Raw genomic sequence first — 23,484 nt, 5'->3', positions numbered from 1 at the left:
TTGTTGAATTCAGGACTGAATTGAGTCTGAGAAGCAAAAAGGTGAGCCTAGGCTCACCTTTTTTGTGCCCCTTTTCCGGCAGTCTTTGCTATGCTGCTACTGTTTTTAGTTTTGAGGGTTTAATTCAACGTGATCCATAAGATAGTTCGCCGCCCTAGAGTCGATGATAGTCACCTTCCCGATACGCTTTCTCCCATTTTAAAACAGATCTACGCCAGTCGTGGTGTGGTTGCTGCCGATTGTGAGCTGAGCCTTGGCAAGTTACTGCGCCCCAACACCATGGCCGGGCTTGAGCAAGCGGCTAAGATAGTTGCCGATGCCATCGAGGCGCAAAAGGCGATTCTGATCATGGGGGATTTCGACGCCGATGGTGCCACCTCCACCAGTGTCTGCGTGTTAGCACTGCGGATGATGGGCGCACAAAAGGTGGATTACCTGATTCCGAACCGCTTCGATTACGGTTATGGCTTAAGCCCTGAGATTGTCTCGGTTGCGGCCAGCAGGCAAGCACAGCTTTTGATCACCGTCGATAATGGCATCTCCTCAATAGAGGGGGTCGCGGCGGCAACAGCCCACGGCATGACGGTGGTGATTACCGACCACCATCTCCCTGGGCACACTTTGCCTGACGCCGATGCCATCGTGAACCCTAATCAAGACGGCTGCGAGTTTGCCAGTAAGTCTATTGCCGGAGTGGGCGTGGCATTTTATCTGATGTCGGCGCTTAGAGCCGAGCTTCGAAGCCGCAACTGGTATCAGCAGCAGGGCATTAGCGAACCTAACCTTGCTCAACTACTGGATATCGTTGCCCTAGGCACTGTGGCCGACGTGGTATCGCTCGATACCAATAACCGTATTCTAGTGGAAGCGGGTCTACAGCGAGTTAAGGCTGGACGCTGTCGTGTTGGTATCACCGCGTTATTAGAGGTGGCCAAGCGCACACCATCGCGTATTGTCGCCTCAGACTTTGGTTTTGCTGTTGGGCCACGGCTTAACGCCGCGGGTCGTCTCGATGAGATGGCGCTCGGGGTGGAAACCTTACTCTGTGAAGATATGATGCTGGCTAGGCGCATGGCATCTGAGCTTGATGGCTTGAATGCCGAGCGGCGCGATCTAGAAGCCGATATGCAGCAAGAGGCGCTTAAGAGTCTTGAGAGTATCGAGCTTAATGAAGCCGAGCTGCCATGGGGCATCGCCATCTATCAGGCAGATTGGCACCAAGGGGTGATCGGTATTTTAGCCTCGCGCATTAAAGATAAGTATCACCGTCCAGTCATCGCCTTTGCTGAGGCGGGTGACGGCGAGATTAAAGGTTCGGCACGCTCGATTAAGGGCTTGCATATGCGTGACCTACTGGAGCTGATTAACTCGCGCCATCCAGGGCTTATTCTAAAGTTTGGTGGACACGCCATGGCGGCGGGTCTATCGATTCAAGCGGGTCAGTTTTCCCTGTTTGCCGAGGCTTACGATAAAGCGGTGCGGGAAGTGTTAGCGCCTGAATTACTGACCGGCGAGTTGGTTTCAGACGGCGAGTTGGTGCCCGAGCAGTTTAAGCTTGAGCTTGCCAGTGAGCTAAGGAGTGCAGGCCCTTGGGGACAGTCATTCCCTGAGCCGCTGTTTGATGGTTACTTTAGGGTTATCCAGCAGCGCATCGTTGGCGAGAAGCACTTAAAATTGATTTTAGAAACCGAGTGCGGCCGAGTGATGCTCGATGCCATCGCCTTTAATGTGGACTTGAAGACCTGGCCCGATGCCACTATTCAGTACGCACAGGTGGTGTATAAACTCGATGTGAATGAGTTTAGAGGTAATCAGAGTTTGCAGCTGATGGTTGAGCAGATAGAGCCTAAGTAGGGCTATGGCAAAATGACATCAAGGGAGAGGGATGCACTGGTTGCATCCCTTTTTTTATCGGTTTAAATAAACTCGGAAGCGATGAGGGTTAATTAAGCAGGCTTTAATGGCAAAACCGTGCTGAACTTCAACGACTCCATCGCAAAGGTTGAGGTGACATTGGTTAAGCCTGCCACTTGATTGACCAAACGTTTATAAAAGTGATCAAATGCAGCCATATCTTCAACTTGTACCCGCATCATATAATCATACTCCCCAGCCATGCGGTAAAACTCCATCACTTCCGGCATGGCGTAGACAGCTTCAATAAATTTCTCATACCAAGCATGGGAGTGATCACAGGTCTTAACCTGCACAAATGCGGTGAAATCAACACCTATTTTACTGGGGTTGAGTAGGGCGACTCGCTTGTTGATCACCCCCTCTTCTTCTAGACGCTTTAAGCGTTTCCAGCAAGGCGTGGTCGTTAAATTAACGGCTTTGGCTAACTCGTTAAGCGATAAGGTGACATCGTGCTGCAGCATGGTTAGCAGTTGTCGGTCGACTTTATCTAGTTTTACTTTTTCAACCACAAGGTTCTTCCTTACTGAGATTCTCTGTTGATTATCTATTATTGAATATTTAAGCGGCTGTATAACTTGTAAGCGTATTCTAGTAGAAAATCTTTCTCTTTTCTGTCTCATTGGTAGAAAAAATGGAAAAATAATTCTTCAAGTAATCCATTACAATGAAACAAAGATTGCAATGACTTTATTCCAAATAGTGTCGATGACTAGAAGCGAGTAGAACGATGAAACAACACTTATGGCCTTTATTCCTTGAAGCAGTTAAACGCGATGTCGTTCCAGCCCTTGGCTGTACTGAACCAATTTCTGTTGCATTAGCTGCCGCCATTGCCATTGATGAGTTAGGCATAAAAAACCAAGCCTGTAACGCCACAAAGGACGTTAAACTGGACATTAAGATGGACGTTGCTGTTTCTGCCAACTTAATGAAAAACGGTATGGGCGTGGGCATTCCCGGCACGGGGATGGTTGGCTTGCCGATTGCTGCTGCCATTGGTGCCATCGCAGGGGAGCGTAGTGCTGGTCTTGAAGTATTAAAAAAACTCACTGATAACGATGTCGAGGCCGCTAAGTTAATGCTGGCGAACGATCAGGTGACTGTAGGCGTCGCTGATGTGGCTAATGTCTTATACGCCAAAGTCACGGTGTATTATCAGCAGCAAACAGCGAGCGTTACCATTGCCGATAGCCACACTCAAGTCATTGCGATTGAAAAAAATGGTGAGCAGTGTTTACTCACTCCACAGGTGGAGACTGTTAAAGACAGCTGCAAAGCGAATCCGTTTACCGAGGCCAAACTGCAAGATATTTATGATTTTGCCATGCATGCACCACAGGATGACATACGTTTTATTATGCAGGCCAAAAGCCTAAATGATGCCTTATCCATTGAAGGCCTCAGTGGTAATTATGGTTTGAAAATTGGTGCGACATTGGTAAAAAACCAAGCTAAAGGCTTGTTGTCTGGCGGCTTACTGACCGAAGTGCTAACCCGTACTGCTGGGGCGTCTGATGCGCGTATGGATGGCGCCATGATGCCTGCGATGAGTAATTCGGGCTCTGGAAACCAAGGCATTGCGGCAACCATGCCCGTTGTTGCCAGTGCAGAGTTTCTTAAATCCAGCGAAGAGCAAACCATCCGCGCGTTAATGCTGTCGCATTTAACGGCTATCTATATTAAGAGCTATCAGAACAAACTCTCTGCCTTATGTGGCGCAACAACGGCATCTATGGGGGCGGCGGCTGGCATCACCTATCTGCTTGATGGTGAGATTGAACAGGTAAGTGCTGCAATTTGTAGCATGATTGGCGATGTCAGTGGCGTTATTTGTGATGGGGCCAAAACCGCTTGCGCAATGAAAGTGTCTTCATCGGCTGGTGCCGCCGTAAAGTCTGCCTTAATGGCCATTGATGGCATTCGAGTGACGGGCTCTGAAGGTATTGTTGCTGATGATGTTGATCAAACTATCCGTAACCTTGCGACATTGGCTAATGGCGCAATGACACAAACTGATGTGCAGATCTTAGATATAATGCTTCACAAGTAAGCATGTTTTTTTGATAAAGCAGAACTATAGCGTTTATCAGCCATTCTAAGTCAAAACTTAAGCTAGAACTTTAAGCCAAGTCGGTACTCAATTAAGAGTCGACTTGGCTTTTTAGTTTCTCAACTTGATACACCAAGGCTCGAGAGGCTGTTTCAATTATTGTCCTCTTACTTCAGACTCACTGCTTCAGACTCACTGCTTCAGACTCATTGCTTCAGACTCATTGCTTCAGACTCATTGCTTCAGACTCATTGCTTCAGACTCATTGCTTCAGACTCATTGTTTCAGACTCACTGCTTCAGACTCACTGCTTCAGACTCACTGCTTCAGACTCACTGCTTTAGACTCACTGCTTTAGACTCACTGCTTCAGACTCATTGCTTCAGACTCACAGCTTCAGACTTACTGCTTCAGACTCACTGCTTTAGACTTATTATTTCAAACTCATTGTTAATGGCTCTAGCAAGACTCTTCCTTTGCTCCTCCATGTCATACCTCCGCTTTAATGGCTGAACAAAGTGAGCATTTCATCCATTCGCCTTCAATCTTGCATCTTGCTTAAATGAGCTAGCTGCCTCGAGTAAGCTGGCTAAAATATCTCTTATGAGTTTGATTTTTAATCTGATTATGGATGAGTGTAGGCTGTTGATATTGCTCACATATTGATTTTATTTAGCTGTGCCTATCACTTTAATTCGTTAAATGTGCGTCATATCTCTCGCTACCAAAAAGCAAAATCGTGAAATGCTTCATGTTTTTGAATGCAGGTTAGCAGGTGAGTAATGACTAATAAGGTGAAGGACATCAAACTATTGAGCCGTCAAAAGTGATTAACTCTTGATCTGGATCAGTACGGAAAAACGATGTGAAAAAATCACTGAATTGAGAGTATGTTTTGCTAAATCTACGCCAATAGCGATGAATTTTAATAAAAAATTTCTCTCCATCCTTGAGTATGCTCAGGCCAAGCAAACGCGGTAAAACCCCTGTTTTCTCATAAACATAATTACAATTTTTATCATATCAGTGGCTATAGCCAAATTTAATGGAATTGATATATGAGTGAAGTAGTTCAAGGCACACCAAGTGGTGATAGCCAAGCGCAACCCCTGCACGAACGAGCCAATATGACCAAAGCCGAATGGCAACAAGCCACCAAGTTTGACAGTATCGATCTTGGTTGGATAGTGATGAGTATTGGTATGGCCATCGGTGCTGGTATTGTATTTTTACCAGTTCAGGTTGGCGTGATGGGACTATGGGTATTTTTGCTGTCATCCATCATTGGTTACCCTGCAATGTATCTGTTTCAAAAGTTATTCATAAATACTTTGGCCGAGTCAAAAAAGTGTACCGATTACCCAGGTGTTATTGAAAACTATCTCGGTAAAAACTGGGGTATTGCATTAGGCGTGCTTTATTTCTTGATGTTGGTCATTTGGGTGCTGGTTTATTCGTTAGCCGTGACCAATGACAGTGCATCTTACCTGCATTCATTTGGTGTCACAGAGGGATACCTTAACGACAATGTATTTTATGGCTTAGGCCTAATCTGCTTATTGGCCTTTATCGGCTCAAAAGGCGAAAAGCTGCTATTTAAGCTGTCAGGTTTTATGGCGGTGACTGTGCTGTCACTGGTAGCTGTAATGGGTGTGTTACTGATGGCACGTTGGGATATGGCGAATATTCCAAGTATGGGGGAATTTGGCCCAATGCTTAAAAATGCCATTATTACGCTGCCATTTACCTTAACCTCGATTCTGTTTATTCAATCGTTAAGCCCAATGGTTATCTCGTATCGCTCACACGAAAAGTCGATTGAGGTTGCGCGTTTCAAGGCTGAACGAGCAATGAAAATAGCCTTTGCTATCTTATTCGTGGTGGTGTTCTTCTTCGCTATATCGTTTACCTTTGCTATTAGCCAAGAGCAAGCGACCGAGGCGATGAACCAGAATATCTCTGCATTGGCGATTATTGCGCAATACTTCCCTGGCAGCTGGGCAACGATTACTGGTATTGTAATTAACATCTTTGCGATTGTGACGTCTTTCTTCGGGGTATTTTTAGCCTTCCAAGAAGCCTGTCGTGGCATTGCAATGAACATACTACTGCGTAGTCGTAAAGAATCAGAGATTAATAAAGCGCTAGTGAATAAATTAGTTACAGTATTCATTATTCTACTGGCTTGGTCTGCGATTGCCTTAAATGCACCAATTCTATCGTTTACCTCTATCTGTAGCCCTATCTTCGGTCTGGTGGGGTGTTTAATCCCAGCTTACTTGGTGTACAAGGTGCCACACTTAAACAAATACAAGGGTTGGGCGACTAACCTGATTATTGTCACAGGGGTATTGTTGTGTATCTCGCCGTTATTGGCGTTTATGTAATTGGCTGATTTTATTGCTGATTAGCAATTGGGGTAATCAAGCTGGCGCTTGGGCTTAAGCAATCAAACTTCGTTTGATGAAAGGTCGTGGCGCTTCGCCCACACCCGAGTCAAGGGGGAAAGCGCTTGTCCCCTTTCTTGATTTCATAAGAGTAAACCCTCTGCGCCCCAGACGAAGTTACATGCGTTGGATACGGGCCTTACTCATCTTCGAAAATCACTAACGCTTCAGAATCGCCATCTGATAGGCAGGAAACCAGAATGTCTTGAAGTGCATGGATGCACGAGAAAGACCATGGCTCTACTAAAGCTAGCTCGGCATCCCTGCCTCGCTCACGCGATTTTCTTCTATGTGCTCGGCAACTCCGATGGGGAGTTGGTGTTTTCTGTTCATTTGGTTATGCACCTTATCCCTTGGTTGTAAAAAACTGAAGTAACCTCTAACCTCTAACCTCTAACCTCTAACCTCTAACCTCTAACCTCTAACCTCTAATCTTTTGTTTGGTTGTAAGGTTTTGGTTATATTGTATAAATTCTAATTTCACCCATTAAAATAATGGGTTGTCTTCATGCGAAGAATATTGTCGAGACGCACTGATAATATTTAAAGATGCAGTACCGATAACAATGTTATCAGTGCTGTTATTTAATAAGCTGCTACACGAACTCTAAGATTGCAGTTTGTTGGCTCAGTTCAGCGATTGAACCGTTAGTTATTTAGGCATGAAAGTAGATGGATTTCCTTTTTCTTTGCTGCCTTTTAGTTTTCATTTCATCAGGTTCGGCAATTGACCATTATTGCCAAAAGTTCATGGATTTCAGAAGCCAATTCACACTTCAATTGTTCATGGTTTTGCCTGATTTCAGTTTGCATTAGTGTTTTGCTCGCAGCATTTTCAATCCAAATAGTAGTTAGGATATTTGGTTTATAAATTCCAAATTGGCTGAAACAAAATTGTATAAATGGTGTAGGAAAAAGGGATTGTTTCGCTTCACTGTTATTGCCGTTGATTAGATATTCTGCTCGCTTAATTGGTCCAGTTCAATCAAACCCTGTTTGTAGTAAGTCCTGTTAAATTAATCACTTATTAAGCTGGCGAGGGGCGTTGAAAAAGATCGTGTAACAAATGCATCAACACGATTGGCTACATTCGGCGTTGTCGGCTTGTCTTTAGTTTCAGTGATTAAGGCAGTAAAGTTCAGCATAATCTGCATGGCAGCAAACGTGTTATGCAAGCGTTACTGAGCATACGATTGCCATAGGCTTCTTGATTCTCGCCCCAAAATTTTGCGCTTTACACTAACTTACTTCTGCCCAGTAACGATCTAGGGCTATAGTCATAACGCTAAGTTTCAAAGATTATGCTTTTCTAACTCAGTGTAGATACGGCCGTGACCGTCGAAAACAGGGTGAAAGATAACGAAGTTATTAAACTCTTGAACGAGAGGTATGGATACCGAAATGGTCTTTAAACAGGATGTTGTTTGTTTCGTTGAGCAGACAGGGCCAATTCTGTTCCATACATAATTTGGCATTTCCTCCGTTCATGGAGGTCAGATGTGCTTGCCGCGACTCTCAGAAGTGTCTGCACATATGCTTGCCACAGACAATTGGAACCACTTTTGCTGGCAGTCATCCTCAGCCTAAAAATATATCCAGTCTTTGTGGGCTTTGCTATCCAATGAAGTTTGATTACTTAAAACTTGTTAGACGAAGTCTAACTTCAAGGTCTGGCGTAGCCAGATATTCTCTCAATATGGAATGCCTGCAATCATCGCAATGATATTGGTTTTATCCGATGCTGCAATCGATACCGATTCAGCTTTGACTATCGCGCCATAGTATACCTGTTGAATCGTACAAGTTTCTGCTGCGCTGTAGGTATCACCGTAAGGGGGGATGGGGCATCCCGCTGTAGTTGCTAAAGAGATAGCGAATAAGACAACTAAGTTGTTTTTTTCATGACGGGAGGTCCGAAGCTATTTTAATGGTAAAAGTATAGGAGTACAGTAGCGGTTTTGCTGAGATGGTAGGGCTGAGGGGATAACTTGGGATCTGCGCATCATATGATAAAAGTTGTTATTTATGCAGCAGAAATCGTTTAAAGCCTTCAAGCTCAACAGTTATCTTTCGGCTAGGCTTGTATGAAGAGACTAAGGGAGATTTAGCTGTGTCTATTACTGAATATCTGTACTTGGGCGTAATCGCGCTTATAAGTGGTATCGCGCAAGCCACAGTCGGTGGTGGCGGCTTGTTGCAACTACCTGCATTATTTAATGCTATGCCCGGAGTCGCCGTTCCGATTGTGATAGGTACCAATAAGCTAGCCTTGCTCGCGAGTGGTATTCATAATGTTAGACGCTATGCATTTTCAATAGAGTTACCTTGGCGGCTTATTGTTCCAGCCATCATTAGCGGTTGTATATTTGCTTTTATTGGCTCGTCTTTACTAGACGATGTGTCAGAGTCTTGGTTTAAACCTATTTTACTGGTGATCATGATTGCACTGGCAATTTACACTTTCCGCAATAAAGATCTGGGCGAGAAGGCTAGTGAGCCCTTGTTTACACATCATCAAAGGAAAGTGAGTGCCGTGATGGGCGCCATACTTGGCTTCTATCAAGGCATGTTTGGTCCTGCCACATTATCGTTTGCCATACTCGGTAATATTCGTGCCTTTGGGATGGACTTTCTCCACGCAATGGCCTCATCTCAAGTGTTATCAACCTTGTTTAATGTTAGTGCGTTAGTTTGGTTTATCAGTCATGGCTACTTTGATATTAAACTGGCTGCAATTATGACTATAGGTACTTTGACGGGCTCAATTATAGGCACTCGCATAGCATTGATAGGTGGTAATCGGGTGATAAAAATCTTATTTATTATGATGCTACTGATTGAGATCGGCCGTTACTCTTGGGGGCTTTTTCATTAGGGCTAATCGCAGCCCATCTTTAAGGCCAAGTTTAGGACTCCCTTATTCAAAGTAGGTGTCGCCAGCTACTTTGAATGAAAGTTGTATTATCGTGTTGATTTATAATGTATCTGGCATCAAGGCTGCGTTAAGCTAAAACAAAGTTTGAGCACCAATAGCGATATTAGGAACGCAATCCTTAAACAAAAATCATTATCTAAACCTACTTGGCGAAAAAGGAGTGAGATCCAAACTGGTTTTCTCTTTAGTTATGATCTCGCTAATCAGCTTGCCCGTTATTGGCCCAAGACTTAGGCCCATCATGGCGTGTCCCGTTGCTAAGGTGAGGTTTGCTAACGTATCGACTCTGCCGATAATCGGCAGGCCATCAGGGCTGCATGGGCGAAAGCCTGACCAAAACTCTTCTGACTTTACTTGAGTGGTATCTAAATCTGGTAGGTAGCGTGCTGCAGATTTAGTGAGTCCCTTGATCCTGTTGAGGCTGATGCCTGAGGATTCTTGGCTCGATAACACTCCTAGCTCCATGGTGCCGCCAAATCGAATGCCGTTATCTAGCGGGCTGACCGCGACTTTGGCTTCGCTCAGGATAAACGGGGTGCGGCACTCAAGCTTTGCGCCCTCTTTAACGGGAGGGCTATCGAAGCTGATACAGATCCCTTTACCCGGTTGTACTGGTAGGCTAAAGCCCAGCTGTTTGGCGAGTTTTGGCGACCAGGCACCGTTGGCGAGGACAAAATCGGCGGCGCGAATCTCGCCGTCAGCTGTTATCGCTGAGCGAATTTTGCTGTTGGTGGTGTCTTTCGTGAAGCCGGTGATCTCAGTGCGCTGCCTAAACTCGACCCCTTGAGCGGCTAAGTAGTTTTTCATCGCCACGATAAACTCATAGGGGGCGATATGCGCATCTTCTGGATAGAAGCTGGCGCCTATCACATCTAGCTGGATATCGGGCTCTAACTGCTGAAGATCTTTTGGGGTTAGCATTTTCGCTTTCAGGCCAAGCTTGTTGGCTGCTGCCACCGTTGTTGCTTCATCATTCAAGCCTTGCTGAGTATTACACAGCATCAGCAGGCCATTTTGATGAAACTCAAAGTCAAACTCTGCCTCTAGATGTAGTGCCTGATACAGCTCAAGGGATTTAAGGTTAATATCTAAAATCGCCTGCTGATTAGCAAGAGTATGTTGCGGTGTACACTTTTTGGCGAAAGACAATAGCCATTTTAGAAAGTCGACATTGAGACTTGGGCGCACGTAGAAGGGGCTTTGTGGGTTTAGCATCCACTTAAGGCCTTTTTGGATCATACCTGATGCGGCTAGCGGAATAAAGTGACTCGGAGTGATGTAGCCAGCATTGCCAAAGGAGCAGGCTTTACCTATCTCATCTTTGTCGATAACCACCACAGACTTACCCGCCTTATGGAGGTAATAAGCACTGCAGACTCCTATAATACCGCCACCTATCACAGCCACATCTTTAACCGCTGTATCCTTGGGAGCGTTTTTCATCTGTTGAACCGTCATCTTCTTTCCTGAAGCCCTGATTTTAGAAGATAAACTACAGTGCTCGCTCGAATCAGATTTGTTCTAAATCAAGTGTTGTTAAAAAAACTAAGCTAGATGAATTCTTTTAATGATGGCGGCGTGAGGGCAAACAAAAAGCCACTCATTTGAGTGGCTTTAGTTATGGTGGAAGGCTCCACATTAACAGCAATAATCAAAAACAATTAATAAGTAATTGTCTTAACACCGTCAGGAGTACCCACTAGCAACACGTCTGCACCGCGCATGGCGAATAGACCATTAGTCACCACACCAACGATACCGTTGATCTGCTCTTCTAGTGCTTTCGGGTTCATGATTTTCATGTTGTACACGTCTAAGATGATGTTGCCGTTATCGGTCACACAACCTTCGCGGTAAACAGGGTCGCCGCCAAGCTTAACAATCTGGCGAGCCACGTATGAACGTGCCATTGGGATCACTTCGATAGGTAGTGGGAAATCACCTAGAATATCGACTTGCTTAGTGTTATCGACGATACAGATAAACTTTTCGGCAACCGCTGCTACGATCTTCTCGCGAGTCAGTGCTGCGCCGCCGCCTTTGATCATATCCATGTGAGCGTTGATCTCATCGGCGCCATCAACATAGACAGATAGCTCGTCGACGCTGTTTAAGTCAAAAACAGGAATACCTAGGGCCTTCATTTTTTCTGTTGACGCTTCAGAGCTTGATACTGCGCCTTGGATATCGAACTTCATTGTCGCAAGTGCATCAATAAAGTGATTTACCGTTGAACCCGTACCTACACCAACAATGCTGTTTTCTTCTACGTACTGAAGAGCTGCCCATCCAGCAGCTTTTTTCATTTCATCTTGAGTCATCATGAAATCCTTTGTTAAAGATAGAAGTTAAAGACAAGGTTTAAAATATTGCCGACAGTATACTCGTTTAACGTGGTGAGCGCGGCTGAATTTTGCTTTAAAAGTGACACGCAAGGCGTATCATGTTTACCTTGAGTCGATTGACGGGGCGTTTTCTACTTTGGCTAACCGTTTATTGTCATTAGCTTATTCACGATTGCCGCTATAGTGTATGTGTAAGTGCTAGTTTGAACGTTCGATGGATTTTGGCGTGGATACGCCCGCCTTTGTAATCAATGAGTAGACAGTGCAGGGGCAAGCTTATTCACCAATGCTGCTACAGTGTAGATGCTATTTATTTAGTTGATAGTCGATTGATAGTTAGATTGTTAGCGTGACCGAGTGTTAGTTAGATGGATTTTTGGCGTGGATACGCGCCGCGAAGTGATAAAGGAGTCGATATGGCAGGGGCAAGCTTATTAACCTTGTTAGATGATATCGCGACGATTTTAGATGATGTCGCCGCTATGAGTAAAATTGCCGCCCGCAAAACGGCAGGGGTGCTTGGAGATGATTTAGCGCTTAATGCCCAGCAGGTGACAGGCGTGAGTGCCGACAGAGAGTTACCGGTCGTTTGGGCGGTAGCGGTTGGCTCGTTCAAAAACAAATGCATGTTAGTGCCAGCGGCGATGCTGATCAGTGCATTTATTCCTTGGGCGGTGACGCCGCTGCTGATGTTTGGTGGTCTGTATCTTTGCTATGAAGGTTTTGAAAAGATATACCATAGCTATCACGCTAAGAAGCACCATCAAATCGATGAGGCTCAGGCGACCGAGGAGGAGATAGTCGATCTCAAGGAGTACGAGGCCAATAAGGTTAAAGGCGCGATACGCACCGACTTTGTATTATCAGCTGAAATTATTGCTATCACCTTAGGCATTGTCGCCGACAAGAGTTTGAGCACTCAGTTCTTTACCTTAAGCTTTATCGCCATTGTAATGACCATAGGCGTCTATGGTTTGGTCGCAGGTATTGTAAAGCTCGATGATGCCGGACTCTATTTGAGCCAGCGCCCAGGTGAGAGCTTATGGGCTCGCTTTAAGCGCCGCTTTGGCTTTATGCTGCTCAATTCTGCACCTTATCTTATGAAGACCTTATCAGTTGTCGGTACTATCGCCATGTTTATGGTGGGTGGTGGTATTTTAACTCACGGCTGGCATTGGATGGGTGAGCAGATAAGCCATGCGGCCAGTTGGATCGCCGCCTTTGAGTTTGTCGGCCCAGTGGTTGCCTTTATCACGCCGAGTATCTTAAACGCTATCTTTGGGGTCATCGCCGGTGCTATAGCTGTATTGCTGATGGAGCTATTTATGAAGCTTAAGGGCAGTAAAGCTGAGCAAGGCTAATAGCGTGCAAGACGAAGAGAGAGTTGCAGTGACTATTGCAAGTGACTATTGCAAGTGTGTAAGTGGCTAAAGGTGGGCATTTTATCAATAATCGGGGCAGTCAGATGCAAGATGAGGCGTTTACCCTAAAGCTCGCTAGCTTTAACCTGTTTAACTATATCGAGCCACCACTGGCCTATTATGATTTTGAGAATATCTACACTCAGGAGCAGTGGCACAAGAAGCAGCGCTGGTTGGCTGACTTTTTGGTGCAGCATCAGCCCGATGTGATTGGCTTTCAAGAGGTATTCTCTGCCGATGCGCTAGCGAAGCAGATGAGTGAGGTTGGCTTTGAGTATTTTGCGGTGGTCGATACGCCAACTGTTATTGATGATTATATTTGTCGCGACCCTGTTGTTGGCCTAGCTTCAAAGTATGTTTTTGAAGAGGTGATATCGATAGAGGTGGATAGTCGACTTGCTGTCGGGATTGGCTTAGACAAAGATTTTGCCTATAGCCGTAAACCTCTTAGAGCAACGGTTAAGCTACCTGAAATCGGCCTGTGTGATATTTACGTGGTGCACTTTAAATCTAAACGTCCGCATATGGATGAGCTACCTGCAGCTAATACCTTAAGCACTAGCGCAAATGCTAAGCCCTTGGTGAATTTCGGTGAACTGCTAGGGCGTAACAGTTTAGGGCAATGGGCATCGAGTATTCAAAGAGGCAGCGAGGCGGCACTACTGTTCCATACTATGTTACAAAGACGTATTGAGACAGAACAGCCGATGATCTTGATGGGCGACTTTAACGATGAGCTGAGCAGCTCGGTGTTATCGGCTCTGACTGCACGTGAACTACGCTTTGAGAAAGAGGGGCTCGGAGAGTTGGCTCACTACCCGCTAACTGATGCTTATTCTTTGTTTAGGCAAGGGGTTGAGAGCCTGTTCTTGTCGGAAGTCAATCTGAAGAGCGTGAGTGAGCAGGATAATCAACAGAGTAATGGCTTAGGTCTACCTGAAGGTTTAGTAAGCGAAGGCTTAATTGCCGAGAGCATGGATCGAGTATCGCGTGCGCCAACCCATTATTATGGCGCGACAGGATCAGTACTAGATTACATTCTGTTGTCGGCGGATTTCGACCCCAGTTATCACAAGAGTATTGCTGAGGTGTGTGACTATTACACCGAAGACAGGCACTTAGTGAACCCAAGCTTTGAGCGTGATAGCCAAAGCAGCGACCATGCTCCAGTGATCTGCACTATCCGCAGCAGAAGTTAGATTTAAAGATTTTAAAGAAGGCCCTAGGAAAAGCAGGAATTAGGAGCTAGGAAAGCTCCATTGCTGCTTGCTTTTGCTAGAATCTAGAGCGCTCGTAAACTTGCTGCTAGAATCTAGAGCGCTCGTAAACTTGCTGCTAGGACGCTTCGTGGATAGAGCGGACTTCGTCCTGCTATAAGATCAAAAGAAAACATGGATTTAGGCTTTGCTTTTCCTGCTTTATCCGTCTCTGCTTGCACCGTCTTTGCTTTCCCTGCCTTTACCGGCCTCTACTGTCTTAGCTTTCCCTAGAACCTACCCCTTTTGCACTTAACAAACTGTTTACATTCTTGTCTTCTTCGTGTCATGGTGGTGCTTTAGTATTAAAGCTGATTAGACCTCGTACCACCGAATACTATTAATACACTGGAATATTAAGGGAATAATAACAATGAAACGACCTTTCACTCGTAGAGATTTTTTAGCCATGTCAGCCAAAGGCGTAGGCGCGGCCGTTGTATCCTATGGCCTGATGGGCTGTAGTAGTGACGATGACGACAAAGGAATTTATGCTGAATTCTTACATGGATTAGCAAGTGGCGACCCTAGCCATGACGCGGTGATTATTTGGACCCGTGTTAGCCCAGAGCGAGATGGCGATATCAAGGTGTCATGGGAAGTGGCAACAGATGCAGCCTTCAGTCAATTGCTCGTCACGGGCAAAACCATTACTAACAGCGACAGAGATTATACCGTTAAGGTCGATGTAGTTGGTCTTGAAGCTGGGACGCAGTATTTCTATCGATTTAAAACAGGTAACAAAACTTCTCAGCCAGCGATGACTAAAACCTTGCCTCAAGGCGCTATCGACAGTGCTAAATTTGCCGTGCTCTCTTGTGCTAATTTCCCTGCAGGATATTTTAATGTGTATGAGATGGCCTCTCGAATGGATGATCTCGATGCGGTGATCCACCTAGGTGACTATATCTATGAGTATGGTCGTGGCGGTTATGCCAGCGAACGCGCAGCTGAGCTTGGGCGTGAGGTCCTGCCCGAAGGCGAGCTGATGAGCTTGACTGATTATCGTACCCGTTACGGCCAGTATCGCAGCGATATTAGCTTGCAGAAGCTTCATGGTAAGACTGCATTTATCAACGTGTGGGATGACCACGAGGTTGCCAATGATAGCTGGCGTGATGGGGCTGAGAATCATAACGATGGTGAAGGTGACTTCGATGCCCGTAAAGAGGCGGCGCTGCAAGCTTACTTCGAGTGGCTACCTATTCGTCCATGGCGTGAGGGCAACCATGAAGAGATCTATCGCTCATTCCTGTTTGGTGACTTGGTCGACCTGCATATGCTCGATACTCGCTTGCTTGGCCGCGATAAGCCGCTGGACTACGCCGAATATGTTGACCCTGCTACTGGCGGTTTAGATAGCGCTCGCTTTATGGCGGATGTGACCGACACCAACAGAACCATGCTTGGTCAAGAGCAGCAGGCTTGGCTACAAACGGCGCTACTCACCTCGACGGCAACTTGGCAGGTGCTGGGGCAGCAGGTATTGATGGGGCAGATGATGTTGCCAGCGGCTATCGCCACTCAACAGTTGTCGATCCCTGAGTTTGGTCAGCTGGCAGCATTAGCCCAATTTGCTGCACGCAAAGCGGCGGGGGACCCGACGTTGACCGAAGATGAGCTTAAATACTTAGCGTTTTATGGCCATAAGTTAACTCCTGAGGCGATGGCTTTGCTGCAGCTGCCATCTATCCCTTATAACTTGGATGCGTGGGATGGTTATGCCTACGAGCGTGAAGTGATTTTGGCGACGGCAAAATCACAGGCGAAGAATTTAGTCGTGATCGCGGGTGACACTCATAACGCATGGGCGAATGAGCTGAAAGACGCGGCGGGCGACGCCGTAGGTGTCGAGTTTGCAACCAGCTCGGTGTCATCGCCTGGGCTTGAGTATTACCTAGGTATCGATGCTAAAGATATTCCCGCAACGGAAGCGGCAATTATCGACCTCGTCGATAACCTTGCCTATGCTAACTTGATGGATCGCGGCCTGATGACGCTGACCTTTACCCATCAAGAGGTCCGTAGCGATTGGCGTTTTGTCGACACCATCTACACTCGTGATTTTAAAGAGAATATTGAGAGAAACTTCTCTATGACCACGAAAGCCGGTACTCCCTCTTTGAGCACTGTCACTGAGTAGTGACTGACTAGAGAGGGAGATAGCATCCCTGCTTTCACTTCAGCTCATTTTCGTACTTTTATTTAATGCCAAGGCAATCTAACGAGGTTGCCTTACTTTTTTAGTGATAAGGAGGTAAGTTTTCCGCTTTTTTGCAGCAATCAGGACTATTTTAGTATAAAATTCGCGACCAAAATCAGGTGGGTGGCTAGACTTTGAGCAGTGAATCGAATTTATCAATTCGCTAAGGGCGACTCTAGAACTTGGGATAGATACTACCACCTACCTTTTTATCGCTATCGACTTAATTGTTTTGCTCTATTCTTAGTAAATAAGAGTGGGTGAGTTTAATTCGATTGTTATTGCTAATAACCTGTTTGTACTCTTCATTTGAAATGCTCCTAGTCAGAGTGTTCTCGAGACAGGCAAGCGATAGCGATAAGACTTAATTCAGATATTAATAACAAGATGGGGACGGTCAGATGTCAGAGAAACGCTTTATTACCGCACAGGAGTTGCTAGAAGATTCTTTTCGTTTAGCGGCACAAGTTTATGAAAGTGGCTTCCGTCCACAGTTTATCGTCGGTATTTGGCGTGGTGGTGCTCCGATAGGCATCGCAGTACAGGAATTTTTTGACTTTAAGAAAGTTGAAACTGACCACATTGCAGTGCGTACATCGTCTTACTATGGTATCAACCAGCAGAGTAAGCAGATCAAGGTGCATGGCCTGCACTACATCGTAGAAAATGCTAATGCCAGTGATGGCCTATTGATTGTCGATGATGTGTTTGATTCTGGTCGCAGTATCCATGCGTTAATGGAAAACTTAAGCGATTTGATGCGCTTGAATATGCCAAAAGATGTGCGTATCGCTTGCCCATACTACAAGCCGCAAAATACAGCTGTGCCATTAAAACCTGACTATTTCATCCATGAGTCTGATGAGTGGTTAGTGTTCCCACACGAAGTGTCAGGTTTATCAGTAGAAGAGCTTGCCGAAGGCAAGGGCGATCTGAAGAACATTAAACACCTGTTCGTATAAGCCGTTGTTATAAGCTTACTAGAGCTTGAGTAAGCATTAAAAAGCCACCGACAGGTGGCTTTTTTGTTTTAAAAGATGGACCTAGGGCGCTTCGCTGCGAGGGCGGGCTTCGCCCTGCTAGGAACAGCAAAAGCCAAGCTGTTATCTTTTGTTTTCGCCTTTGCTTTTTCCGGCTGTTACCTGTCTTAGCCTGTTCCGTCTCTGCCTTTTCGACCTTTGCCGTCTTAGTATTTTCCTAGAACCTAGAACCTATTCTCCTGCTTTCCTAGAACCTAGAGTTTATCTATCTCATCTTTCAGCTGATATGACTTATCTGTGACGATCTGTTCAAGGGTGGCGACACGCTCTCTGAGTTTTTCTAACTCGGTCTTTACACTCACTAGCTCATTGAGTTCGACTCGACCTTTATGTTTGTTGTATTCCTTAAACGCGGCGATTGAAAAAACGCCTATGATAGCCAGCGCGGCAACCGTGAAGGGCCCCATATGTCGCTCCTTGATGAGTAAAGTGCTACTCAATTATAGCGGTAAATACAGGGGCTAGGTTTGAAAGAAGGTTCTAGAAAGAGCAAAGACGGGGAGGCCTGAGACGGTAAGAGTGAACGCCCTGCGGCCTAGGGAACGTGACTACGTTACTTACGGAACGCTGCGCTTACGGAAAAGATAGCAAAAGCAGGAAGCTAAGAAGTGGACATTACGATGCCTTGCACTTTGCTTTTCCTGCTTGTCCGGTCTTTGCCGTCTTAGCATTTCCTAGCACCTTCTTTTCCGTACTAATGCTTCATCTTCGATTTAATCAATAAGCACTTCTGCTCATGTTGCAGAGCCTCTTTAAGGGCTCTTAGGCTTGTATCTGATAGTGGCTTTTGTGTTTGTTCTGACTCAACGGATTTAATGACTTGTTGTAATCGATTGGCATTGCCATAGCTGCAGTCTGTGGGAATAAGTGACTTATTATAGCTACGCATAAAAACAGGGCCTTTACTGCTGTCTAACTCGGCAAGCGTAGCTAGACGCTGTTCGGCACTTGCTGCGCTCAGTCGTTTTTGCTCACTTGGGTAAAGGTTTTCCATTACGGTACGAACCTTGGCAAATGGCAGATGTGTTGGTTGCTGAATTCGTTTTAACCACTGGGCTTTGTTTGAAGTTTCAGGGCGAATGACCTGGGCGGCCAATGCCGATTTCTGCCCAGCATCAGAGTTATCAGCCGCACGCTCTTTATTGAGCCAGTAACGGCCGTTGCGGTGATCAAAGCGATTGAGGTGAACTATCATCTTCCAGCGTAGTGCTTGGTCGATCTCAACCCCTTTAATAGTTGCGGTTTGCTGCAGCAGTGAATCGATATGATTAAGCGCATCGCTGCTTCTCGCAAACTCGATATAGACTGCAAACCAGCGGCGCTGAATGTCGCGGTTGCCTTTGTTGACCATCACCTTTCTCAAGCTCATCTGCTCAATGGCTCTTATCGCTTTTTTGGCATAGCCTTGATTGATAGGTACCATTTTATCTAGATAGATCCGCGCGCTAGATAGACTCGTTAATACCTGATCTAAGATGGTGAGATCGCGCTCGCCGGGTAAGTTGATCAGTACTGTGCCGATGTAATCATTTAAGGATTGTTCACCGCTTTCAACACTGTCCCACAGACTTTGCCAAAGCATAGAGCGAAGCAGTGGGTCTTCAACAGATGCAAGATTGGTCTGTGCGGTTCTAAATGAAGTTGGGTCTAGGGTCACTTTAACAAAACCCCAGTCTTGGTAATTGGGGTAAACAAGTGCAGGGCAATGTAGGCCGATAACTTGCTTCACTTCGGTGATGGCACCGCGATAGGTCACTGGCACACTAATGTTGTGGTATAAGCGATTTCGACCTTGAGTGAATAGGCCGAGTTGTACCTTTTGCTCTCTCAAGGTGGGCAAGCCCCTTGGTGCAGTTTGCTTTAAATTAAAGGAGCTGATGCGGCCATTGTTACAGCTAAATTCCGCTTGTAGTGTGTTGACCCCAGCGTTATACAGCCAGTCTTGGCTCCATTGGCTTAAGTCTCGTTTTGAGACCTGCTCAAGGCTAGTGATAAAGTCTTTTAGCTCGGCGTTCTGGTAACGGTATTGGGTTAAGTAGTTTTGTACACCCTTTTGGAAGGTCTTCTCGCCTAGAAGATGGTTGAGCTGTTTTAGTGTCGATGCGCCTTTGGAGTAGGTGATGGCATCGATGTTATCGAAGGCATTTTGGCTGGTGGCGACCGGGACCTCGATAGGGTGCGTGCTGGCTAAGCTGTCTTGATGATAAGCATCTTGTTTGTTTTTGGCGTAGAAGCTGCGCCAAGCATGGCTAAACTCATCGATTTGACTGGTGGCTAGCGTTCCCATAAAAGAAGCAAAGCTTTCGTTTAACCATAAGCCATTCCACCACTTCATGGTGACTAGGTTGCCAAACCATTGGTGTGCCATCTCGTGCATGATAACGCTGGCCAGACGCTGCTTTTCGCTGACTGTCATCTGAGAGTCTGTCAGGAAGTAACTTTCGCTAAAGGTGATCGCGGCGGCGTTCTCCATCGCGCCATAGAGGAAGTCTGGCACTAACACTTGATCATACTTGTTAAATGGGTAGGGGATACCAAAGTAATTGTCGAAGAAAGTTAACCCCTGCTGAGTGTAGTTAAACCAATCTTTTTCATCGACTTGCTTTGCCACAGACTGCCTCGCAAATAGCCGCAGTGGATATTTGCCTGAGTTGTCTTGCCACTCATGGTAAGGGCCCGCGTGCATTGAGAAGTTATAAGGGCTCAGCTTAGGCGACTTAGGAAATACCCAGTGGCGTTGCTCGCCTTGCTCGGTGACCGAAGTTTCTCTCATGGCGCTGATCACAGTCCAGCTCTTGGGCGCCGTTACTGACAGGGTGTAGTTTGCCTTAAGATCGGGTTGATCGAACAGGGCAAACATCTGCTGCGCGGCAGCGGGTTCAAAATGTGAGTAGAGATAGACCTTGTTATCAACGGGGTCCACGAAGCGGTGTAGCCCTTCGCCATTGCTGCTGTAGTCGCGGCTGAACGCCACCTCGATAGTGTTGCTGCCACGGTTTAGCAAGCGTGGATTGAGAGTGATGTAGCTGTTGTTGTAATTGGGATAGACCTTCTTACCATTAATGGTAAGGCTACTAATTTGGGCTTGGTTGAGGTCTAAACTTAGTGGTTGCTTGGTATCACTGAGCTCGAAGCTGACAGTACTTATGGCACTAAATTGCTGCTCTGTCAGGGTAAAGTCGAGATCATAGTCCACTTCTGAAATTCGCTCAGCACGCGAGGCAGCCACTTGCTGACTAATATAAGGAGTAGCATCGCGCTGGGCTGTTAACTCTTTACTACTGACATTGGTGGCGATCAAAGAACAACATAGTGCGGCGGCAAAACCTGTGTGCAGCAACTTCAAAACAACTTCCTTAATATTAAACCCAGCGGGCTTTAGCCCTTATTATTCTATTTAAACTCTAGCCTGATTTCGGCGTGACATTGATTGGTCTTATGGCAACAACCATCAGCCGAAGGAACCATAGCACAAGCGGCATAAGTTACCTTATTTCGAGTTGCCGCAGAAGCATTAAAACATGTCATTTTGTGGCAATGCTGGTAAGCAAATGAGCCAATAAAAAAGCCAGCGTATTGCTGGCTTAATTACTGATGGGTCATTCTCTAGATAATTATAGGCCTAAGAAAGACTTAGACTTAACCTTACGGATCTCTTTTTCATCAGACCATTCGATTAAACCTGTCTCTAGATCCATTAGACGCATGGTCATCTTGTAGTAAACATCTTTGGTGCTGCCATCTTGCTTAACGATGCTAGATAGGTTGCCGTATAGCATGTACTGAGCACCGATTTGACGACCGAAGTTAATTGCTGTCGATGGGTCAACCATGCCTGAATTGTTTTGATAGTCTAACTGTTTGCGTACAGAGTCGACTTTAGTCATGTCGATAAAGCGGAACTTACCTGAGCGAAGTAGCTTGTTGCTGATTGAATCGGTTACCGATTCGGTATCGATATGCTCTGAAGTCTTGTTCTTAATTTTATCGACAAAGATGATTGGGCGATCGTTCGCTGTCATAGCTACAACAGGTGGGAAGGTCAGCATGCTATCGACCATCTTAGCGGCAATGGCTTGCAGATCTGTTGAGCCAAAGTTTTCGTTAACGGTTTCCACTTCTGTGGCATCACCGTATTCAACTTTAGATTGGCAGGCAGATAAACCGATTACCGCAGCAAGAATAAAAACGACTTTTAAATGTTTCATAGTAAGTTCCATACAAGTGAGTGCTAAATGATTATTGAATAAAAGCGGGTGTAATTACCAGTGTCAATTACCCAGACTAAGGTTGTACGCCCACTCTTAACTTCGATGGGATCGGCTGGGTTATTGTCTAGCATTAATGAATAACTGCCGGGTTTTACGTATATGCGAGCGATCTGTGCCTGCTCTGGCAAAGTTAACCAGCTGCGTCTATCCGCCTGCTCGCTGACCACATTAAAAATCTGCATGGCGATAGAGGCGTAGTCGATATCATTATTGCGTTTCTTAGTTTGACTCTCGACGCTCTGAGCCATTTCAGACTTGGCATAGATCCGAGCCGCTTGTCTAACTAAGGCTGCTGGCAACTCCTCTTTTAAGGCGTTAATGGCTAAGGCATCGATGTTGGCTATGGGCGCGGTTTTTAGCACTGTGCCTAGGCCTTGTATCTGTGCCTGCTTCTCTGGCTGTCTATTGGGATAATAGGTGGCTAAGGAGGCTGTCTGCCAATTGCCATTAATGGTAAAAGGTACGGTGAAGCTTTGTTTCTCTGGTACAAAGCCACGCTCCAGCATGATGATCACTTGGCCATCACCTTTATTAGGCAATACCGCATCGCCCCAGCGCCGCTTAAACTCATCGTACTGTGGCATAGAAAGCTGCTTTGCTAATCTGACTAAGTCTTTTTGCAGGTAGGGGTTGTTAGGGGTAATTTGCGCTGCCTTTCGGTAGTCGATAAAGGCATCATTGGGCTCGCCTAAGATCTCGTGCAACATGCCTGTCGTGTAGTAGCTATAGGCATTTAAGAAGGAGCTGGTGGTTGTGCCTGCTGCCTTGCTGAGTTTGTCCATCTCGGCGTCTATGGTGCCGTTTGCCATGGCCTGTACCGACTTGTTAGACTTTTGGTAGCGGGCCTGCTCTTGGCTTTGTAGCTCATTACTGCGGCGTACTTCCACGAGTGCGCCTTGGGGATCGCCTGCAAACAGGTAGTTTAGCGCCTGGTATTGGTGCAGCATGATGCGCTCATAGCCCGGGCCACGATAAGGGATAACATTGTCGTTGATAAACAGGCTACTCGCCGTGGCACCTGCATCGCTGAGGCTAAGCTTAGCCTTGTCATCGAATGCAAGGTAGTCGGATATCGCTTGCTGATAGTATTTTTTACTGGTGTCAAAGTTCCCGGCAATTTGGGCGCTTCTACCTGCTTCTTGGGCGTAGAGTAGGCCATCGGCGTCGTTGATCTTTTCCTCGACTATCTTGGCTGCGTTTTGTGGCGTGGGTGAGTTTAGCTGGGCCTTTACTGGCGCAATTTGAGAGGGGTAATTGACAAAGATACTGTTAAACGCGCAGCCACTTAGGCTTAACATCATCACTGTTAGCAGTAGTAAACTTCTCATTCCTGAGTCTCTTTGGTTTGCGCTAGTTGCATCGCTTTCCTTGATAGCCTTGGAGTCAGCCTACTTAGTTTAAAGCTTGGTTGAATTTGTCGGTTGCTTCCAATAATTATAAGAGGTGAAAGCTCATTTATTGCATGTTTATAAAAACTTACAATATTTGATGGTTATATCAAGGCTTTTATAGCGCTTTTAAAGCTGAACATAAGATGAATATCTTAAACCTATGCTTAAAAAGTACATGCTATGTTGTCCCTTCTCGCTCAGTTAAATC

At 45.9% G+C, this 23,484-nt stretch carries 15 protein-coding genes; 8 read left to right on the top strand and 7 right to left on the bottom strand.

What is annotated here, in order from left to right:
* Positions 1 to 129 precede the first annotated feature (129 nt).
* Positions 130 to 1,854, top strand: a complete 1,725-nt coding sequence (gene recJ, locus JMA39_RS04520) for a single-stranded-DNA-specific exonuclease RecJ (RefSeq protein WP_202720632.1) — start codon at positions 130 to 132, stop codon at positions 1,852 to 1,854.
* Positions 1,855 to 1,946: 92 nt separating this feature from the next.
* On the opposite strand, the gene JMA39_RS04515 is transcribed toward recJ, so the two are convergent.
* On the bottom strand, positions 1,947 to 2,426 hold the full coding sequence (locus tag JMA39_RS04515; RefSeq protein ID WP_202720631.1) for an Lrp/AsnC family transcriptional regulator: 480 nt from the start codon (positions 2,424 to 2,426) through the stop codon (positions 1,947 to 1,949).
* 218 nt (positions 2,427 to 2,644) lie between these two features.
* Here JMA39_RS04515 and JMA39_RS04510 point away from each other — a divergent pair, with 218 nt between their 5' ends.
* From JMA39_RS04510 to JMA39_RS04500, 3 genes are all read left to right on the top strand, one after another.
* Complete coding sequence (locus tag JMA39_RS04510) at positions 2,645 to 3,967, top strand: L-cysteine desulfidase family protein (RefSeq protein WP_202720630.1); 1,323 nt, start codon at positions 2,645 to 2,647, stop codon at positions 3,965 to 3,967.
* Positions 3,968 to 5,094: 1,127 nt separating this feature from the next.
* Positions 5,095 to 6,354, top strand: coding sequence for an SLC5/6 family protein (locus JMA39_RS04505; protein WP_202720818.1), 1,260 nt, complete (start codon positions 5,095 to 5,097; stop codon positions 6,352 to 6,354).
* A 2,170-nt stretch (positions 6,355 to 8,524) separates the two neighbouring features.
* The gene (locus JMA39_RS04500; RefSeq protein ID WP_202720629.1) at positions 8,525 to 9,289 is read left to right on the top strand and encodes a sulfite exporter TauE/SafE family protein; all 765 of its coding nucleotides are present in this window, start codon (positions 8,525 to 8,527) and stop codon (positions 9,287 to 9,289) included.
* A gap of 192 nt (positions 9,290 to 9,481) precedes the next feature.
* Here the strand turns inward: JMA39_RS04500 and JMA39_RS04495 are convergent, their stop codons facing one another.
* Positions 9,482 to 10,792: an NAD(P)/FAD-dependent oxidoreductase gene (locus JMA39_RS04495; protein WP_237732600.1), complete on the bottom strand. Its 1,311-nt coding sequence runs from the start codon at positions 10,790 to 10,792 to the stop codon at positions 9,482 to 9,484.
* A gap of 218 nt (positions 10,793 to 11,010) precedes the next feature.
* Positions 11,011 to 11,670, bottom strand: coding sequence for a ribose-5-phosphate isomerase RpiA (gene rpiA / locus JMA39_RS04490; RefSeq protein WP_202720627.1), 660 nt, complete (start codon positions 11,668 to 11,670; stop codon positions 11,011 to 11,013).
* Between the two features lie 440 nt (positions 11,671 to 12,110).
* Between rpiA and JMA39_RS04485 the strand changes: the two genes are divergently transcribed.
* The 4 genes from JMA39_RS04485 to JMA39_RS04470 all read left to right on the top strand — a co-directional run bounded on the left by JMA39_RS04485 (position 12,111) and on the right by JMA39_RS04470 (position 17,536).
* Entirely contained in the window at positions 12,111 to 13,055 is a 945-nt protein-coding gene (locus JMA39_RS04485) for a DUF808 domain-containing protein (protein WP_202720626.1), read from the top strand.
* 104 nt (positions 13,056 to 13,159) lie between these two features.
* Positions 13,160 to 14,314 carry an endonuclease/exonuclease/phosphatase family protein gene (locus JMA39_RS04480; protein ID WP_202720817.1) on the top strand — a complete coding sequence of 385 codons (1,155 nt, stop codon included), beginning with the start codon at positions 13,160 to 13,162 and terminating at the stop codon, positions 14,312 to 14,314.
* 430 nt (positions 14,315 to 14,744) lie between these two features.
* A complete protein-coding gene (locus JMA39_RS04475; protein ID WP_202720625.1) occupies positions 14,745 to 16,514 on the top strand; it encodes an alkaline phosphatase D family protein in 1,770 nt (589 codons plus the stop codon).
* A 461-nt stretch (positions 16,515 to 16,975) separates the two neighbouring features.
* Positions 16,976 to 17,536, top strand: coding sequence for a phosphoribosyltransferase (locus JMA39_RS04470; protein WP_202720624.1), 561 nt, complete (start codon positions 16,976 to 16,978; stop codon positions 17,534 to 17,536).
* Between the two features lie 272 nt (positions 17,537 to 17,808).
* Here the strand turns inward: JMA39_RS04470 and JMA39_RS04465 are convergent, their stop codons facing one another.
* From JMA39_RS04465 to JMA39_RS04450, 4 genes are all read right to left on the bottom strand, one after another.
* Positions 17,809 to 18,021: a hypothetical protein gene (locus tag JMA39_RS04465; protein ID WP_202720623.1), complete on the bottom strand. Its 213-nt coding sequence runs from the start codon at positions 18,019 to 18,021 to the stop codon at positions 17,809 to 17,811.
* A 287-nt stretch (positions 18,022 to 18,308) separates the two neighbouring features.
* Entirely contained in the window at positions 18,309 to 20,960 is a 2,652-nt protein-coding gene (gene pepN / locus JMA39_RS04460; RefSeq protein WP_202720622.1) for an aminopeptidase N, read from the bottom strand.
* A 268-nt stretch (positions 20,961 to 21,228) separates the two neighbouring features.
* Entirely contained in the window at positions 21,229 to 21,822 is a 594-nt protein-coding gene (lpoB, locus tag JMA39_RS04455; RefSeq protein WP_174208590.1) for a penicillin-binding protein activator LpoB, read from the bottom strand.
* A gap of 23 nt (positions 21,823 to 21,845) precedes the next feature.
* Positions 21,846 to 23,213: a COG3014 family protein gene (locus JMA39_RS04450; RefSeq protein WP_202720621.1), complete on the bottom strand. Its 1,368-nt coding sequence runs from the start codon at positions 23,211 to 23,213 to the stop codon at positions 21,846 to 21,848.
* Positions 23,214 to 23,484 lie beyond the last annotated feature (271 nt).

Source organism: Shewanella schlegeliana (assembly GCF_016765635.1).
Taxonomy (GTDB): domain Bacteria; phylum Pseudomonadota; class Gammaproteobacteria; order Enterobacterales; family Shewanellaceae; genus Shewanella; species Shewanella schlegeliana.
This window is presented reverse-complemented; position numbering and strand designations above follow the sequence as displayed.

Bases quoted from the DNA above. Each gene is read 5' to 3' on its own strand.
- JMA39_RS04505 (WP_202720818.1), top strand. From the start codon at position 5,095: ATGACCAAAGCCGAATGGCAACAAGCCACCAAGTTTGACAGTATCGAT.
- lpoB (WP_174208590.1), bottom strand. From the start codon at position 21,822: ATGAAACATTTAAAAGTCGTTTTTATTCTTGCTGCGGTAATCGGTTTA.
- JMA39_RS04475 (WP_202720625.1), top strand. From the start codon at position 14,745: ATGAAACGACCTTTCACTCGTAGAGATTTTTTAGCCATGTCAGCCAAA.
- rpiA (WP_202720627.1), bottom strand. From the start codon at position 11,670: ATGACTCAAGATGAAATGAAAAAAGCTGCTGGATGGGCAGCTCTTCAG.
- JMA39_RS04465 (WP_202720623.1), bottom strand. From the start codon at position 18,021: ATGGGGCCCTTCACGGTTGCCGCGCTGGCTATCATAGGCGTTTTTTCA.
- JMA39_RS04480 (WP_202720817.1), top strand. From the start codon at position 13,160: ATGCAAGATGAGGCGTTTACCCTAAAGCTCGCTAGCTTTAACCTGTTT.
- JMA39_RS04485 (WP_202720626.1), top strand. From the start codon at position 12,111: ATGGCAGGGGCAAGCTTATTAACCTTGTTAGATGATATCGCGACGATT.
- JMA39_RS04450 (WP_202720621.1), bottom strand. From the start codon at position 23,213: ATGAGAAGTTTACTACTGCTAACAGTGATGATGTTAAGCCTAAGTGGC.
- JMA39_RS04470 (WP_202720624.1), top strand. From the start codon at position 16,976: ATGTCAGAGAAACGCTTTATTACCGCACAGGAGTTGCTAGAAGATTCT.
- JMA39_RS04510 (WP_202720630.1), top strand. From the start codon at position 2,645: ATGAAACAACACTTATGGCCTTTATTCCTTGAAGCAGTTAAACGCGAT.
- JMA39_RS04495 (WP_237732600.1), bottom strand. From the start codon at position 10,792: ATGAAAAACGCTCCCAAGGATACAGCGGTTAAAGATGTGGCTGTGATA.